This window comes from uncultured Tateyamaria sp. (assembly GCF_947503705.1).
GTDB lineage: Bacteria > Pseudomonadota > Alphaproteobacteria > Rhodobacterales > Rhodobacteraceae > Tateyamaria.
In genome coordinates this window covers 12,765-27,806 of the sequence record NZ_CANNES010000011.1, presented here as the reverse complement: position 1 = coordinate 27,806, position 15,042 = coordinate 12,765, and the positions used below count along the sequence as shown (strand labels likewise).

Sequence of the window (15,042 nt, the reverse complement as noted above, 5' to 3'; positions counted from 1 at the left end):
CGGAATAGGACAAACAAGTGCGTTCATTTGAAACTCTGACCGACCTTTTGGACGATGACGGACCTGCCGCTTCGGATTCAAATGCCATGGTCTTTTTGGACAGTCGCGGGCGGCTCAAGTCCGAGATTTCGGTAAAGATGCTCAAGACCCGCAGCGACCGGCTGGCTGACGTTCTGGCAGAAACTGGTGTGCGACCCGGCGACGTTGCGTTGATGGCGATCAGCGATCAAGCACGCTTTGTCACCTGTTTCTTTGCGTTGATGCGGACGGGCGCAATCCCTGCACCGATCCCGCCGCTGCCGACACGGCGCAACCATGTCGGATTTGGCCGCGTTCTGCGGACATTGCGAGAAGACGATGTGCGCTGTCTTGTCCTTGAAAGTAATGCGCTGGAGACCACCAAACAGCTTTTGCAGGAGGCTGGGCTGAGCGACGTCCTTGTCTTGTCAATCGAAGACCTGATGATGGCGCGCGCGGTGTCCGAACCGGACAACCACCCCTATCCGGCTCCTTCCGACATTGCGTATATTCAATACACATCCGGTTCGACCGCGCGTCCCAAAGGCATCGCGCTGACGCATGAGAACGTCCTGGCAAATTTGCGTTTTATGGACGCAGTATTTGATCGCTCCGCCCCGGTGCGCCTGGTCAGTTGGCTGCCACTTCACCACGATATGGGGCTGGTCGGACATTTGCTGACGGTACTCTACACGCGCGGGTTTGGTGCATTCATGACACCCAACACCTTCTTGCGTGACCCCGCCCTGTGGCTCGACGCCATCCACACCTACCGGGCCAATTCAGCTGCCACGCCGAATTTCGCCTTGCGGCTATGTGCCGACCGAGTTGCGCCCCAGCAACATTGGGACCTGTCGTGCTGGACACAAATCTTTATCGGTGCAGAGACGGTGAGTTTGGAAGATCTCGATGCATTTGCCAAAACGTTTTCGCCATGTGGCCTTGCGCCCAACGCACTACGCCCGGTCTACGGACTGGCCGAAGCAGGCCTTCTGGCCGCCGGGGGGCGCGCGGGTTTGACAGATCTGCGCGACCATGTGCTTTACAAAGAGACGGGCAGCAGCACCAAGCGTGCCCTTCTGCCCTATACAATTGAAACCGGTATATCAGTGACAATCCGCGATCCCGAAACCGGTGATTTCTGCGCCGAGGGCGATGAGGGTGAAATTCATCTGTCTGGCGACAGTCTGGCCCAAACCAGCAGCACCGGGCCGCTGTTGACCGACAACGGCGAGTTGCCGACCGGGGACTTGGGGCGTGTTTCGTCCGGGCGCATCTATATTTCAGGACGCTACAAAGACGTGGTGATCGTGCGCGGCAGGAATTTTCCAGCCGAAGACTTGGAACAATGCCTCGCCTCGCATCTGGCGGATGTACTGGACGGAATGGCCACCGTCGCTGTGTCCGAACACGGCACAAAGGAAGAAGACCTTTATATCTTTCAAGAGATGCACCGCCACAGCTCTGCCGCCGACGTGGCGCAGACCAAGAAACGGATAGCGGCCTGCCTGATCGAAAATTTCGGCATGGCACCGCACACCATTCTATGTGTTCCGAAAGGCAAGCTGCCGCGCACAACAAGCGCCAAACTCATGCGACGCGCCTGCCTGACGCAGTTTCTGGAAGGGTCGCTTCCCCAACTGGGTTCTCACAACCGGCTCAACCCAGCTGATACATCGCAAGATGCGGCACGCGCGGCCCCTGCCCGCTCGAACGTCAGGGATGAAGATGATCCGATTGTCATCGTTGGCATGGCTTGCCGTTTTCCCGGTGCCGACACGTTGGATCAATTCTGGCAGAACCTGTGCCAAGGCGTGGATTCGATCACTGAAGTGCCCAAGACCCGCTGGGACAACGACCTTTGTTATGACCCACGCCCCGGCATTCCCGGCAAGTCCAACACCAAATGGGCCGGCTTCATTGATGAGATCGAAAGCTTTGACGCTGATCTATTTGGTCTTTCCGCCATCGAAGCGCGCGAGACCGACCCACAGCATCGCTTGCTCTTGGAAACCTCCTGGCGTTTGCTTGAAAACACAGGGACCAGGAAATCCGACCTCGCGGGCACCAATACAGGCGTCTATGTCGGCATCAGCAATTCGGATTACCTGCACGCCAAGATCACGCTTAGCCCGAACATATCCAGCTATAATGCCTATACCGGCCTTGGCAACGCGGGCAGTATTGCTGCCAATCGGCTGTCATATTTCTATGATCTGCACGGCCCCAGCATGAGCGTGGACACGGCGTGTTCCTCGTCGCTGACCGCTTTTCATCTGGCCGTGCAGGCCCTGCGGTTAGGCGAGTGCGATCAGGCGATTGTGGGGGGCGTCAACGCAATCCTGTCGCCCGGCTCGACCATTGTTCTCAGCCAGTTCGGCATGATGTCCCCCGAAGGGCGCTGCAAGGTTTTTGATGCCAGCGCAGATGGCTACGTGCGCGCCGAAGGCTGTGGCCTGGTGATGATCAAACGGCGCTCTGCGGCGATTGCAAATGGCGACAGGATTCTGGCCGATATCAAGGCCAGCGCCGCAGCACAGGACGGCGCTGGATCACAGCACGCGGCTGGTATCACTTTTCCAAACGGTGCGGCCCAAAACAGCTTGATCGCGCGGGCCTTGCGCCAAGGCGGGCTGTCGGGCGACCAGATCTCCTACGTCGAGACCCACGGCACTGGCACTGCATCTGGCGATCCGATTGAGGTTGCACAGCTCAACACACATTATGGGCGGCACGCTGATGATGCGGACTCTGTGTGCTGGCTAGGCGCGGTCAAGGCGAATATCGGGCATCTGGAATCCGCCGCGGGGATTGCCGGGCTGATCAAGGCGGTGCTTGTTCTCCAAAACCAACAGATCCCGCCGCAAATCCACGTCAACACCCTGAACCCCGCCATCGACCTGTCGGCGGGACGCCTTGCTGTACCGAACCAGTTGGAAGACTGGGCACCACACGGTGACAAACCGCGTCTCGCGGCTATCAGTTCATTCGGGTTTGGGGGCGCGCTGGCCCACGTCATTCTGTCGCAACCTGATGACAATGGCCGGGACATGCCCGACCACCCACCAATGCATGGATATCAGTATTACCCGCTTGCACTCTCCGCGCCCACCCGCGACAGCCTGAAAGCCAACATGGCGGCCACATCGGCCTGGCTACACGGCGCACCTGGCATTCCGCTCGCTGATATCAGTTACTCCTTTGCCAAAGGTCGATCAGATCAAAAGCACCGGGTTTGCGTCAACGCGCTTCAGGGCCCTGATGCTGCGGATCAATTGGACAAGCTGCTTGCGCTGGATACGTGGGACAGCGCGGCAACCAAATCACATCAACCCTGTTTTCTGTTTTCGGGACAGGGCGAGCTTTACCATCAGATGGGCAAAGAGCTTTACCAACGATACAGCGTGTTTCGAAGGGAATTTGACCGCTGTGCCGCCGTTCTCAATCCGTTGGAGCCGGGGCTGAACCTGGCAGATGTGGCCTTTTCCGACGCGGATCATCACATTTCCCACGATCGCCACAGCTTGCCCATCCTCTTTGCGGTGCAACACGCGTTGACCGTACTTTTTGAAACGGTCGGGATCACGCCCGCGATCGTGCTGGGGCACAGCATGGGGGAATTTGCGGCCGCCAGCGCAGCCGGTGTGCTGTCGCCCACAGACGCCATGTGGCTACTCTATCACCGTAGCAAGTTGATGGAGGGGTTGGAGGTGCCCGGCTGCATGCTGGTGGTCAATGCGCCCGCTGACGAGGTCCAAGACAGGCTTGATCCCGAACGGGGGCAAATCGCGGCGTTCAATGCCGGTGGCAAGGTCACAATCTCGGGCGACATCAACCACATCATGGCCGTTCAGCAAGAGCTGGAGGCCGACGGAACGGAAACGCATCCGCTCAACACAAGGTTCGGTTTTCACAGCCCAATCGTCGAGCCGATCCTTGAAGACTACAGGCTGCTCTTGGAGCAGGTGACGTTCCACGCGCCGAACCGTCCTTGGGTGTCCAGCGTGACAGCCGATTACGTCGCTGACGCGCCATCGGTCAATCATTGGCTGGATCACCTCCGCCATCCCGTACAATACGCCCAAGCGCTTGAAACCATGCGCTCAGAACACTTGGATTTCGTTGAAATTGGCCCGGGCGGATCGTGCCTCGCCCTTGCCTTGGCCAATTTGCGCAAACGGGACGCGAAGTACCTGCGCACCCTGCTGTTCACCAGAAAATTCCGACAGGAGGACAGTTTTTTTATCGAAGCCATGACCACCTTTTACCAGCGTGGATTGGATGTGGATTGGTCCACGATCTACGAGGGTCATTTCTACCCGGAGCGGCTCCCGCCACAGGTCTTTGACCGCAGCCGCCATTGGATCAAGGCCATCAACGCCGAGGCTTTTGCCCGTCACCAGGCTCATTATCAAGGCAGCACAACCACCCCGATGCCGCAGTCAGCAGAGGGGGCCGATACGGCCCTGGTGCCGTCAGAAACCCCGCCCGTTCCCAAAAAGACAACCGATGATTGGCATTACACACTCGACTGGACAAAACTGACTACCGACCCTGACACAGGCGGGTTCAAGGATCGGCGGTTCAACTGGGTTGTGGTCGGCCCGGACGCGAGCCTGCTGGCCTCGCTGTGCAAAACCATCGACGGGCGTGGTGATTCCTGTTTCTGGATTGAGTATGGCACCCCACAACGCCAACAGGCGCAGTCCTATCCCAAGCTTGGTGCGCGTATCAAAATGCCCGATGCGCCCACGCAACAGGACTGGCACGAGGCCGTATGGGACATCTACCATATGCGGCGCACGGCCGAGAATATGCCGTGGAAAATCGTGTTTGTTTCGCACAACGCGCGAGTTCAAGAAGGCGACCTCGCGGCCCTCAACGCCCAGCAGACCCGCGATTTCACCGGGCTGATCTGGTTCTTGCATGCGCTCAAAGAACAGGTTGTCATCAGCCCGATCTGGCTGGTGACCAATAACACCCAAGCCGTGCCCATCGCGAAACGGACGCCTGATCTGACTGCCGCCGGCGCGCCGCTCTGGGGCTTTGGAAAGACTCTCTATCTTGAGCAGCCAGACACCCGCGGCGGGATGATCGACGTCGACCTGTGCGACGACCCTACCGCATCGGCAAGATTGATTGTGCACAAAGTCATCAACCCCGAGTTTGAACCATTCGTCGCCTTGCGCGACCAAAGCTTTTACGCCCAGCAACTCAAGCCCGATCCGTTGAAACTGGAACGGAGCGACAGACTGCGGTGTGACGGCGCCTATATCGTAACCGGCGGATTGGCAGGCCTTGGATTTGCGACGGCGAAATGGCTGGCGGCCAAGGGCGCAAATCACCTTGTTCTGCTGTCACGCAGGGCCCTGCCGCCAGAGGCATCCTGGACCGACATAGCGTCAGACGATGCCTGGCACCCCATCATTGACGGTATCAAGGAGATGCGCGCGACCGGCGTGACCGTCGAGACACGGCAGCTTGACGTCCGGGATGCGCCCGCCGTTCAGGCGCTGTTCCAGTCCTTTGACGACAGCGATGTGCCGATCAGGGGTGTCGTCCATGCTGCCGGAGAAAACTGGTTCGATCTGGTCGAAAACGTCGATGTCCGCCGGCTGCTGTCCACGCTGAAAACCAAGGTTCAGGCCAGCTGGCAATTGCATGAGTTGACCAAGGATCGCGACTTGGATTGCTTCGTCCTGTTCTCGACCGTGTCGTCCCTCTGGGGCTCTGCCAAGCTCAGCCATTATACCGCCGCCAATCACTTTCTAGATTGTTTGGCAGAGGTGCGGCGCGAGCAAGGGCTGCCGGTGACCAACGTCAATTGGGGGCCGTGGGACGAAGTGGGGATGAGTGCCGCGCCCAGTGAGAAACCGACACTGCAAAAGCTGGGTTTTGAATTGATGCCTGTAGCCGATGCCACGGCTGCCCTGGAAACCGCGATGGCCGCGGATCGCGCCACAAGCATGATTTGTGCAGTCGATTGGCAATCCTACTCGCATGTCATCAAATTTGCGCCGCAGCCTTCGTTCTTTGCTCATGTCCATCAGAGCGAAGACCGGCCTGTACGTTCGGATTCGGATCGCTTGACGGCTCTGCGCGATGTGGAACCCGACGTGGCCCTCGACATTATCCAGCGGGTCATTCGCAAAGAGTTGCAGGCCGTTACGTTGCTGGACACCGCCGACGAGATCAGCGGCGACATGCGGTTTAACATTCTGGGCATGGACTCGCTGATGGCACTGACCTTCGCGGCAAACCTCGAAAACTATTTCCAGTGCGAATTCCCCACCACCGTTGCCTATAATTATCCAACGATCAACGCGCTCTGCGAATTCATCTTTGATGTGGTTCAGGGCGGTGACGGAAGCGGCGATGCCCCGCGGCCCTTGGTCATCGACGGACAGGTCAATCACTCTGCCCCGCCCGCTCAGATCGCGGCAGAGCCTTTGGCACCAGCCTCTTGGCTACGCCCCCTCAACGCGCCTGTTCCGGATTGCCCCACGCTCGTCTGCCTGCCCTTTGCGGGATCGGGGGCGTTTGCCTATCAAAACCTCGCCAATGCACTCGACGGCACCCGCCACGTCGTTGCGGTACAAATTCCGGGCCGCGAGGATATGGGACATATGGCCCCGGTTCAGGATATTCATGCGCTGGTGGATCAGATCGCCCGGGATCTTGTTACGGTGGACAGTGATTATATCCTGTTTGGGCATTCCATGGGCGCTGTTTTGGCCTATGAGCTGACGATCAAGCTGACCCATACGGATGGTAGGTCGCCTCGTTTGGTGGTTTTGTCAGGCGCCAACAGGCCCCGCCCCAACGGCGCGACGCGGACCACCCATCTTTTGGATGACGACGCTTTTGTGACAGAGATCATGGAAGCTTACGGTGACACCGACGACTACGACGAACGCCGCATCGTCGTTGAAAAGCTCAAGGACGTACTGCGTGCCGACCTGACGCTTTTTGCGACGTACCAGCCATCCGACGTCGCGATGACACCGCCCGTATGCGTGCTCTATGGTCAAGAAGATACGCTCGTCACGCCGGACCGGGTCGAGGCATGGGCAGAGTTGTCGCAAAACGCGTTTCAGTGCACGCGCGTCGATGGCGATCACCAGGTGCTGTTGACCAACCCGGCAATGGTGGCGCAGGCCATTGATCGCGCCGAACGCATGCTGCTGGCAGAAAAGGAGAGCCTGACATGACAAAACCAGAGCCGTGGTATGCAATCTTCAGCGGTCGTTTTCGCGGCGATCAGCCCTTCTTCTATGACACTCAAGAGCTGGCTTGGGCCAAGGTATTCGAGGACAATTGGGAGGTCATCCGCGACGAACTCTTTGCCCTTTCCAAGGAAAACCCCGAGCGCGTGCAACCCTATTCATTCAACCACGCTATGGCCTTTCCGCCCCGGCACTGGAAAACCATGGGGATCATGTTCTGGGGTTTGCGCATGCACGAGAATTACAAAAAATGCCCCAAGACGGTTGAGATCATGAACGCTGTCCCCGGTGTGACCAGCCTATCGATGAGCATTCTGGAGCCCGGCTCCAACATCAACCCGCACCAGGGCGACACCGACGCCGTTTATCGGTGCCACCTGGGCATCAAAGTCCCCGCAGGCCTGCCAGATTGTGGTTTTCAAGTAGGCAACGAGATCAAGGGCTGGGACGAAGGCAAGCTGCTGGCCTTTTGCGATGCGCAAACGCACACGGCCTGGAACCAAACCGACGAACGGCGCATCGTGGTCATATTCGACGTCATGCGGCCCGAGTTTCAGGAACAAACCCGCAGCATATGCGCCCACGTGCTGGCTTCAATGCTGATCCAGCGACTTTACACCCAAAACGCTTGGCTGACCAAGCTGCAAGCTTGGGTCAAAAGATGGATGTATGAAGTCTTCCGCGTGGGTTTCCTGATCTACATCCCCTTGCAACAAAGGCTGAGGTTTCGGGTCTAGGATAGCTGGCCCATCACTCAGAAGGGTACAGCAGCGACGTACAGAGCAAGTGGCGGAGCATCGCGGAGCGTGTTCGAACCATTGGGACGAGTTTTTCACTGAGTTGGAGCGCTGGGAAGCACTATTGAGCACTCTGCCCGATTTTCCTGTGGATGGCGCGGTGCGCGACGCTGATCCGCCCGACTGACGCCCGCCATCACATTCACTTTCCAGTACAACCAGTATCACCCGCCCTCGTTTTTGAGCGGCGGGCTTTTCTTTTTCTGACCCTGAGACGCCATGCCTTCTAAACCTGACCACCGCCTGACGATCCGGTTCACGCCGGAAGAGTATGCGCAGTTGCAGGCTAAGGCGGGTGATCAGGCTCTAAGTGCTTTTGTGCGCACCGCTGCTTTGGCGGATGCTGCCACAAAGCGCGCCAAACCAACGCGCCGTCCAAAAACAGATCAGCGTGTTTTGGCGGCGATCCTCGCGCGGCTTTCTGTGCATCCTTTGGTCCAATCGTTCAAGGACGCTGAGCAGCATATCGACAAAGACACCACCGACGCTGCAACCTCCAAGACCCTGAGCGATTGCGCCGAGTTACTTGAGGACGTGCGCGCAATGCTGATGCAGGCGCTCGGCAAAGCGCCATGAACCTTAAAGGCAGCCAACGCGGCGGTGGCAGGGCTTTGGCACTGCACCTTTTGAACACGCAAGACAACGACCATATCACGGTGCACCAGTTACGTGGCTTCCTGAGTGATGATCTGGCAGGTGCATTTGCCGAGATCGACGCAATCTCCAAGGGCACTCGCTGCGTGCAGCCTTATTTCAGCGTCTCTGTTAATCCACCGCCCGAACACAGCGCAGAGTTGACCGACAAAGACTTCCGGGCCGCAGCCCACAAAATCGAGCGTGCGCATGGCCTCACGGGCCATCCGCGCGCGATTGTCTTTCATGAGAAAGACGGGCGCAGACATGCGCATATTGTCTGGTCACGGATCGACGCCCAGACAATGACCGCCAAAAACCTGTCGCATTACAAACGCAAGCTGATGGGCATCAGCCGCACCCTGTTTTTGGAACATGGGTTTGATCTGCCCAAAGGTTTTGATGACAGCCAACACACCGCGCAAGACCGTGTGTCTCTTGCCGAATGGCAAGCCGCCAAACGGCGTGGGCGTAATGCCATCGACCAAAAGCAATTGATCAAACAGTGCTGGGAGGTCAGTGACAGCCGTGCTGCATTTGAAGCCGCCTTGGCCGAGCACGGTCTGGCATTGGCACGCGGTGATCGGCGCAGCCACGTTGTTGTCACCGCCGATGGCCAGATCATCGCGGTGCCCCGTGCTGTGGGTCTCAAGACCAAAGCGGTGCGATTCAAGCTCGGCGAAGCCGATGATCTGCCCGGTGTTGAGACCGCCCGCGCACAGCTTGCTCAGAATGCAACGGCGCGCTTTGCGCAGGCTGCCCGCGAGATCCGTGCCGACCTGTCCACACAACGCCGCGCGCTCGATACGCAGCGTGAGGCACAAATCAAATCCCACCGTGCAGCGCGCAAGGCCCTCAAGGTCGCGCAGGCCAAAACCTTGTCAGAGGCCAAGGCGCAGACCCTGCAAAGCCGTGGCGGTTTGGCTGGATTGTGGGATCAGATCACAAAGACACGCCAGCGTCGGCAAGCCTGGGCTGCGCTGAAAGCCCGGCTTGATACGGCCCATACCGCCGAATGGCATGACCTGCGGCGCAGCCAACTGAGTGAGCGCCGCGCACTTGAGGCCAAACGCACAGCGCTTCGGCGCGAAGCCTTTGGTCTTGTGGACGACTTGCGCGCCGAGCGCGACGCATTGGTCGCAAAGCTCACAGGGGCGGCACCGCCGCTCAAAGGTGGATTGACGGATCAGTTTGCAGGCGCAACGCCCGCTGACCCAAGACAGACCTTTCTGGCATCCGAAGCCACAGGCCCGGTGACCGATGCCGAGATCAGAGCGCAGCCCGTTCGTCTCTTGGAGCGCCTTGGATACTTTGAGGCGGCCTTTGACGAGCGCGACATCAGCCGCGCGCTGGCCAAAGTCTTCCCTGATCCCATATCCGCACTGACAGCCAAGAAGGCCGCCCTTTCCGCACCCGATCTGGTGCGCATTGAAGGGGACGAGCGACGTTACACCACCCGCGACTACATCCAGGCAGACACACATCTGCAATCAACCTCTCGCAGCCTTTTGGCGCGCTCCTGTAAAGCGCCAAATCACCATCAGGTTGCGCAGGCCCTGACCAACCAGAACCGCGCGCTGGCTCAATTTGGCGCAGCGCTTAGCGATGAACAGCGAGACGCGGTCCATGCCATGACCAATGCGGTGCGCCTGTCGATGGTTGTGGGCCGTGCAGGCACAGGCAAAAGCACAATCCTTGCCGCCGCCAATGACGCGTGGATCAAAGCCGGGATCACGGTGCATGGCGCGGCCCTTTTCGGCAAAGCGGCCGCCGGATTGCAAGACGCCTCCGGTATTGCCAGCCGCACACTTGCGTCTTTGGAGCTCAGCTGGGCCAATGGCAACACCCCGATCAAACCGGGTGACGTGTTGGTTGTGGATGAAGCGGGCATGGTGGGCACGCGGCAATTAGACCGGATTGCCCACAAGATAGATGAGATCGGCGCAAAACTGGTGTTGGTCGGTGATCCAGACCAATTGCCTGCCATTGAAGCGGGTGAGCCGTTTCGCGTCATGATCGCCCGTCACGGTGCGGCGTGGCTGTCTGAGATTCACCGACAGAAAGAGGCATGGCAAAAAGATGCCACAAGTGATCTGGCAAAGGGGTGCATTCATGAGGCAGTGGCCAGCTACGCTGCAAAAGGTTGCGTTATGCCTGCACCATCCCGCGACGGTGCCATCGCGCAGCTGACCGAGGACTACCTGGTAGATCGCGCAACAACGCCAGAGACCTCGCGCCTGATCCTGGCGCATCGTCGTCGCGACGTGCATGCGCTCAATCAATCGGTACGCGAGACGTTGAAGTATGCCGGAGACCTGGATGAGGGCGTGTTGCTAAGCACCGACCAAGGCCCGCGTGCATTTGCGGCGCGTGACCGGATGGTTTTTACCGCCAATGATCGCGACATCGGCGTCAAGAATGGGATGATCGGCACGGTGCGCACAGCCAGCGCATCCAAGATCACGGTTGATCTCGATGATGGCGGTCGCGTGTCGTTTGATCCCGCACAGTTCCGCTCTTTTGATCACGGCTATGCCGTCACGATCCACAAATCCCAGGGCGTGACCGTCGATCAGGCCTATGTGTTGGCGTCGCGCAGCATGGATGATCCTCTGACTTACGTGGCGCTGACACGGCATCGCCGCGACATGCGCCTGTATGTCAGTGAAGAAGATCGTCCCACGTGGCGATCCGCACCTACACCTCAACCAGCGCCCAAACAGCGGCCAGGTTTCCAGTTGGGATTGTGATCCCAAATTTGCACGGGTGACCCCATTTACGGTATACTATTTGGTATGGAATTGAGTGTGTTACGGTATTTTGGTGTAGTTCAGTGGTTGCGGTGTTCGAAGCCCCACGGCGCGGCGTGGGGAAAGGCAGGCCGCCATGCGTGATCACACCGACGAAGACATCTCCAAACAACTATCTAAGGCCAAACGCCAGCGCGACTTCGACGATCTGCAAAATGAGATCAGCGGCGCGGATACAGGCCGCATGCGCAAATTCCTGAGCCCCAACGACGACCGTTCACCCGATGGCAAACGGCGCAAGGCAGAACGCGAGCGCACCCGCCGCACCCTCGAAGAGTTGATGCGCGATCCGGAATATGCGGCGCTTTACACTGAGTTTGGAGATAGGTTGCGCGGTGCCGAGACCGAAGCTGATACTGCGCTTGCAATGATCGAGCGCCAGCTTGAATCGGCACACCAAATGATTGCTGATTTGGAGGCGCGTGCCGCCCGTGATCCAGATGGACGTCTCGTGTTTCAACATGCGGACGGGCGCGTTGTCTACGCCGATGGCTCAGACGTTGATCCCGCGATTGCAGAGGGCATTATATGGCCAGTTGATGCGCCAAGCTCCGAAGATTACTTTGCGGCCCAAACCCAAAGACAGGCTTTGGAAGACAAGCGCGCGGACTGGGGCACCTATCGCAACGATGTATTGGGCGACATGCGCAATCGCTACGACAGTGAAGATCCGGCGATGTCTTTGGATGACCTCAAACGCGATCTGGATCGCATTCAACGGCTCAACCCCGCAAACATCTCACTTGAGCAGGACAGCGCACCCATGGACGCGCCTGTTGTGGAAACGGCAGCAGCAATCTCAGTTCCGATGGCGCTCAAGTAAGTCTTTCACGGCGCAAATGACCCGCATGCGCCTTCCAGAACCAGCATGATCACCGCGCTTGGATGATATTCCGCATTGCGGGCTATCACTGCGCGGATCTCCGCATCACGTGAGGCCGCCACATCCTCACTGGCAGCATACCAGCCATCCAGACATTGCCCAGTGGAGGGATTGACCCGCGTCGCAATGAGCGATGCCATGGTTACGGCAATGCCGATGTAGTTGTCCTGACCGTCCACGGGCCAGGTCAAAAACTCGGCCCCCGTAAATGTCTCGGCGGTAGATTTCTGTGGATGGAATGTGCAGACCACCGCCAACCCTATTGCCACAGCCCACGTCGCTATGCTGTTCATAATCCATGGTTTTTGTTCAAGCGGTGGCTATACGAGAGTCCGGCAATCCGGTAAAGAAAGAGCTAAGGAATACAAGGTCGCGCCAAACGCGTGCGGCCACAAAATGCGCTCAAAACGGGTTGATCGAAAGGGATGGTTTTCGATCACCCCGCATGCCCAAACCCCGTCGCATCGGCTATATTCGCGTCTCTACTGCGTCACAGTTGACGGATCGTCAGGTGATGCAACTTGAAGCCGAATGTGTTGAGTTGCGGGTGGAATTCATTTCAGGCGCAGCTGTCGAAAGACCCGTTTTTGACACACTGATGCAAGAGTTGCGTGCGCAAGACACGCTCGTCGTTGTCGATCTTGATCGAGCTTTTCGCTCCTCAATTGATGCAATGCTGACGGCAGATGATCTACGCCGTCGCAAGGTTCATTTCCGCATTCTGTCGATGCCCATCGACACGACAACAGCAGAAGGCGAGCTTTTCTACACAATGGTGGCAGCCTTTGCGAATTTCGAACGGCAAATTATAAGCCGCCGAACCAAAGAAGGCCTGGAAGCGGCACGTAAACGGGGAGTACGTTTGGGCCGACCGCCGCATCTGAGCCCGGAGATTGTTCACGATGCTTATTCTTGGATGTGCGCCGAGGATTTGCCTTGTCGCTATGTCGCAGCCTTGCTGAGCGTCTCGCGATTGACCTTGCAGCGCGCCTTTCACCGCGAAAAGCTGACCTATCCGGTTTTGTCCACCACGACATCACATGACGTGGGATGTGATCCTTTCTAGTCGGCACCGCGTGGCGAACCTGTGTCTATCTCGTCTGCACTTTCAAGGATTTGTGTGAGTTCTTCGATTAAGCGTCGTAGCTGCTTCCAAGACAGCGTCGCGCCGTAGTACTCATCGCAAAGCTCCACAACTTTGATGCCGTTGGGTGTTTTTTCGATCTCAAAGAGCCTGTGCCCTTCTCGTCCGAGGCATTCAAGAATGGTAGGGAAGTCCTCTGCCATGATCTCGTTTTGGTAGTCAGAATACGTTATTTACATGCCTCATGCTTTTCCCATTCAACGTGGGAAAAACACGAAGACTCTTCTGTGCTGGGCGGAAAGTGGGCCGATGCAATATTTTTGAACCGGCGGCTCGTTAATCTGCGCCGCTTGGCCAATATCCCCCTAGGACTGAGCGTTACGTCCCAGATCCGTTGAACGGCAGCCTAAGCTTGCCGTTACTTTTACTCTAGCCCGCTCGCTTTGCGCGCCCGCCACGCTGCCATCCGCTCATGCGCAATGTTCAGTGCTATAGCGTCGTCAATGATGTCGACACCCCGTTCATCATACCCTTCAAGAATTTCATACACGAGACGCACCAAGGCGTCAGACGGCGTGCAGCCTTCTTCGACAATGCAGCGTTCCCAGAAGTGGTGCAGCCGATCTTCGTCATTGCCATGGGGATATGCGAGAAGACGGTCGTACCATGTCCACACGAGATCATAAGCCTCGATCCTCTGGCGACCAGATATGGGGAGTTCGATGTATCGAATGCAGGTTTTAAGCAGAACCTCCCGCTCGCGATCCATCAAGTAGTCTATGTTTTGCAAAATCATGCCCCAGAATACCAAATTCCGCGGCATCAGTGCAAATTTGCGATTAGCTGTTCCAGTCAAACCCGCGGCGGAAGCCCTGTGCCGCCTTTTCCAGGCGGGTTTCTGTCCGCGTGCGCGCGCGGGAAACTTCGCGCAATTCCTTGAACTCGGGCTTGCGGGCATCCAGCGCCCAAGTCGGTTTGTGCTGTGGCTGTATTTTGGTCAGCAATTGGTGTTGCTTTGCGATCAGCGCCAGCAGCTTGTCCCGTGTGGGCACAGGAGCCTCGGCCAAATCGGCGCGAGGCTCCTGCGATACGTCCTCGAAGGCATCCTTGACCATCACAGTTCAAACGATTGGTCAGGCGCTTGCTCCTGGCCTCGCACGGGCAGGCCTTGTTCAGCGCGCACCCCTTGTAGGTATTTGAACGGGTCTTGCCCCTGTGCATCCTCAAATGCCGCCACGATATGCGCCTTCATTTCAGAGGCAGGGTAGCCAGTCTCATTGGAAAGGGTCTCTGCGCAATTGCCGAGCTTCCATTTGTAGCTGCCTTTCTCATCGATGTAGGATTTCACATCTTGCGCAAAATTCTTCACCTTCTGCGCATGCGCTTCCGTCCATGGCACGGGATCACGCGGCGCAAGCACCGGGCCGCGTGATGTGGCAAAAACCTGTGCACGCTCGATATCTTCGGGCAGCTCTGTGTTCTGGAAATAGTCACGCAGGCCAACACCGATCTGCGTGCGCGGAATCCGCTCCACGCCATCGCGGGTTTGGATCATGCGGGTTTCTTTTGGATCATCCATGTCGATCTCCAT

General features: G+C 57.9%; 12 protein-coding genes. 7 read left to right on the top strand and 5 right to left on the bottom strand.

The window, feature by feature from the left end:
• The first annotated feature begins 17 nt into the window (after nucleotides 1–17).
• From Q1A44_RS18840 to Q1A44_RS18815, 6 genes are all read left to right on the top strand, one after another.
• A complete protein-coding gene (locus Q1A44_RS18840) occupies nucleotides 18–7,229 on the top strand; it encodes a type I polyketide synthase (protein ID WP_299628391.1) in 7,212 nt (2,403 codons plus the stop codon).
• Nucleotides 7,226–7,981, top strand: a complete 756-nt coding sequence (locus Q1A44_RS18835; RefSeq protein WP_299628389.1) for an aspartyl/asparaginyl beta-hydroxylase domain-containing protein — start codon at nucleotides 7,226–7,228, stop codon at nucleotides 7,979–7,981. The genes Q1A44_RS18840 and Q1A44_RS18835 overlap by 4 nt, the downstream gene beginning before the upstream one ends.
• A 49-nt stretch (nucleotides 7,982–8,030) precedes the next feature.
• Complete coding sequence (locus Q1A44_RS18830) at nucleotides 8,031–8,168, top strand: hypothetical protein (RefSeq protein ID WP_299628387.1); 138 nt, start codon at nucleotides 8,031–8,033, stop codon at nucleotides 8,166–8,168.
• A gap of 92 nt (nucleotides 8,169–8,260) precedes the next feature.
• Nucleotides 8,261–8,617, top strand: coding sequence for a hypothetical protein (locus tag Q1A44_RS18825; RefSeq protein ID WP_299628385.1), 357 nt, complete (start codon nucleotides 8,261–8,263; stop codon nucleotides 8,615–8,617).
• Nucleotides 8,614–11,424: an AAA family ATPase gene (locus Q1A44_RS18820; protein ID WP_299628383.1), complete on the top strand. Its 2,811-nt coding sequence runs from the start codon at nucleotides 8,614–8,616 to the stop codon at nucleotides 11,422–11,424. The genes Q1A44_RS18825 and Q1A44_RS18820 overlap by 4 nt, the downstream gene beginning before the upstream one ends.
• A 136-nt stretch (nucleotides 11,425–11,560) precedes the next feature.
• Nucleotides 11,561–12,307 carry a hypothetical protein gene (locus tag Q1A44_RS18815; RefSeq protein WP_299628381.1) on the top strand — a complete coding sequence of 249 codons (747 nt, stop codon included), beginning with the start codon at nucleotides 11,561–11,563 and terminating at the stop codon, nucleotides 12,305–12,307.
• Between the two features lie 5 nt (nucleotides 12,308–12,312).
• On the opposite strand, the gene Q1A44_RS18810 is transcribed toward Q1A44_RS18815, so the two are convergent.
• A complete protein-coding gene (locus Q1A44_RS18810) occupies nucleotides 12,313–12,660 on the bottom strand; it encodes a hypothetical protein (RefSeq protein ID WP_299628379.1) in 348 nt (115 codons plus the stop codon).
• A 5-nt stretch (nucleotides 12,661–12,665) separates the two neighbouring features.
• On the opposite strand from Q1A44_RS18810, the gene Q1A44_RS18805 reads away from it, so the two are divergent.
• A complete protein-coding gene (locus tag Q1A44_RS18805) occupies nucleotides 12,666–13,433 on the top strand; it encodes a recombinase family protein (RefSeq protein ID WP_299628377.1) in 768 nt (255 codons plus the stop codon).
• On the opposite strand, the gene Q1A44_RS18800 is transcribed toward Q1A44_RS18805, so the two are convergent.
• The 4 genes from Q1A44_RS18800 to Q1A44_RS18785 all read right to left on the bottom strand — a co-directional run bounded on the left by Q1A44_RS18800 (nucleotide 13,430) and on the right by Q1A44_RS18785 (nucleotide 15,030).
• Nucleotides 13,430–13,654 carry a hypothetical protein gene (locus tag Q1A44_RS18800; RefSeq protein WP_299628375.1) on the bottom strand — a complete coding sequence of 75 codons (225 nt, stop codon included), beginning with the start codon at nucleotides 13,652–13,654 and terminating at the stop codon, nucleotides 13,430–13,432. The genes Q1A44_RS18805 and Q1A44_RS18800 overlap by 4 nt on opposite strands.
• Before the next feature lie 221 nt (nucleotides 13,655–13,875).
• Nucleotides 13,876–14,247 carry a hypothetical protein gene (locus Q1A44_RS18795; protein ID WP_299628373.1) on the bottom strand — a complete coding sequence of 124 codons (372 nt, stop codon included), beginning with the start codon at nucleotides 14,245–14,247 and terminating at the stop codon, nucleotides 13,876–13,878.
• A gap of 43 nt (nucleotides 14,248–14,290) precedes the next feature.
• Entirely contained in the window at nucleotides 14,291–14,566 is a 276-nt protein-coding gene (locus Q1A44_RS18790; protein ID WP_299628371.1) for a hypothetical protein, read from the bottom strand.
• Nucleotides 14,566–15,030 (bottom strand): hypothetical protein, encoded by a 465-nt coding sequence (locus Q1A44_RS18785; protein ID WP_299628369.1) that lies wholly within the window; start codon nucleotides 15,028–15,030, stop codon nucleotides 14,566–14,568. Before Q1A44_RS18785 ends, Q1A44_RS18790 begins: the two co-directional genes overlap by 1 nt.
• Between the last annotated feature and the right edge of the window lie 12 nt (nucleotides 15,031–15,042).

What these genes read in the sequence shown, in the direction of transcription:
- Q1A44_RS18835 (WP_299628389.1), top strand. Translation starts at nt 7,226, where the DNA reads ATGACAAAACCAGAGCCGTGGTATGCAATCTTCAGCGGTCGTTTTCGC.
- Q1A44_RS18825 (WP_299628385.1), top strand. Translation starts at nt 8,261, where the DNA reads ATGCCTTCTAAACCTGACCACCGCCTGACGATCCGGTTCACGCCGGAA.
- Q1A44_RS18820 (WP_299628383.1), top strand. Translation starts at nt 8,614, where the DNA reads ATGAACCTTAAAGGCAGCCAACGCGGCGGTGGCAGGGCTTTGGCACTG.
- Q1A44_RS18815 (WP_299628381.1), top strand. Translation starts at nt 11,561, where the DNA reads ATGCGTGATCACACCGACGAAGACATCTCCAAACAACTATCTAAGGCC.
- Q1A44_RS18810 (WP_299628379.1), bottom strand. Translation starts at nt 12,660, where the DNA reads ATGAACAGCATAGCGACGTGGGCTGTGGCAATAGGGTTGGCGGTGGTC.
- Q1A44_RS18805 (WP_299628377.1), top strand. Translation starts at nt 12,666, where the DNA reads ATGGTTTTTGTTCAAGCGGTGGCTATACGAGAGTCCGGCAATCCGGTA.
- Q1A44_RS18800 (WP_299628375.1), bottom strand. Translation starts at nt 13,654, where the DNA reads ATGGCAGAGGACTTCCCTACCATTCTTGAATGCCTCGGACGAGAAGGG.
- Q1A44_RS18795 (WP_299628373.1), bottom strand. Translation starts at nt 14,247, where the DNA reads ATGATTTTGCAAAACATAGACTACTTGATGGATCGCGAGCGGGAGGTT.
- Q1A44_RS18790 (WP_299628371.1), bottom strand. Translation starts at nt 14,566, where the DNA reads ATGGTCAAGGATGCCTTCGAGGACGTATCGCAGGAGCCTCGCGCCGAT.
- Q1A44_RS18785 (WP_299628369.1), bottom strand. Translation starts at nt 15,030, where the DNA reads ATGGATGATCCAAAAGAAACCCGCATGATCCAAACCCGCGATGGCGTG.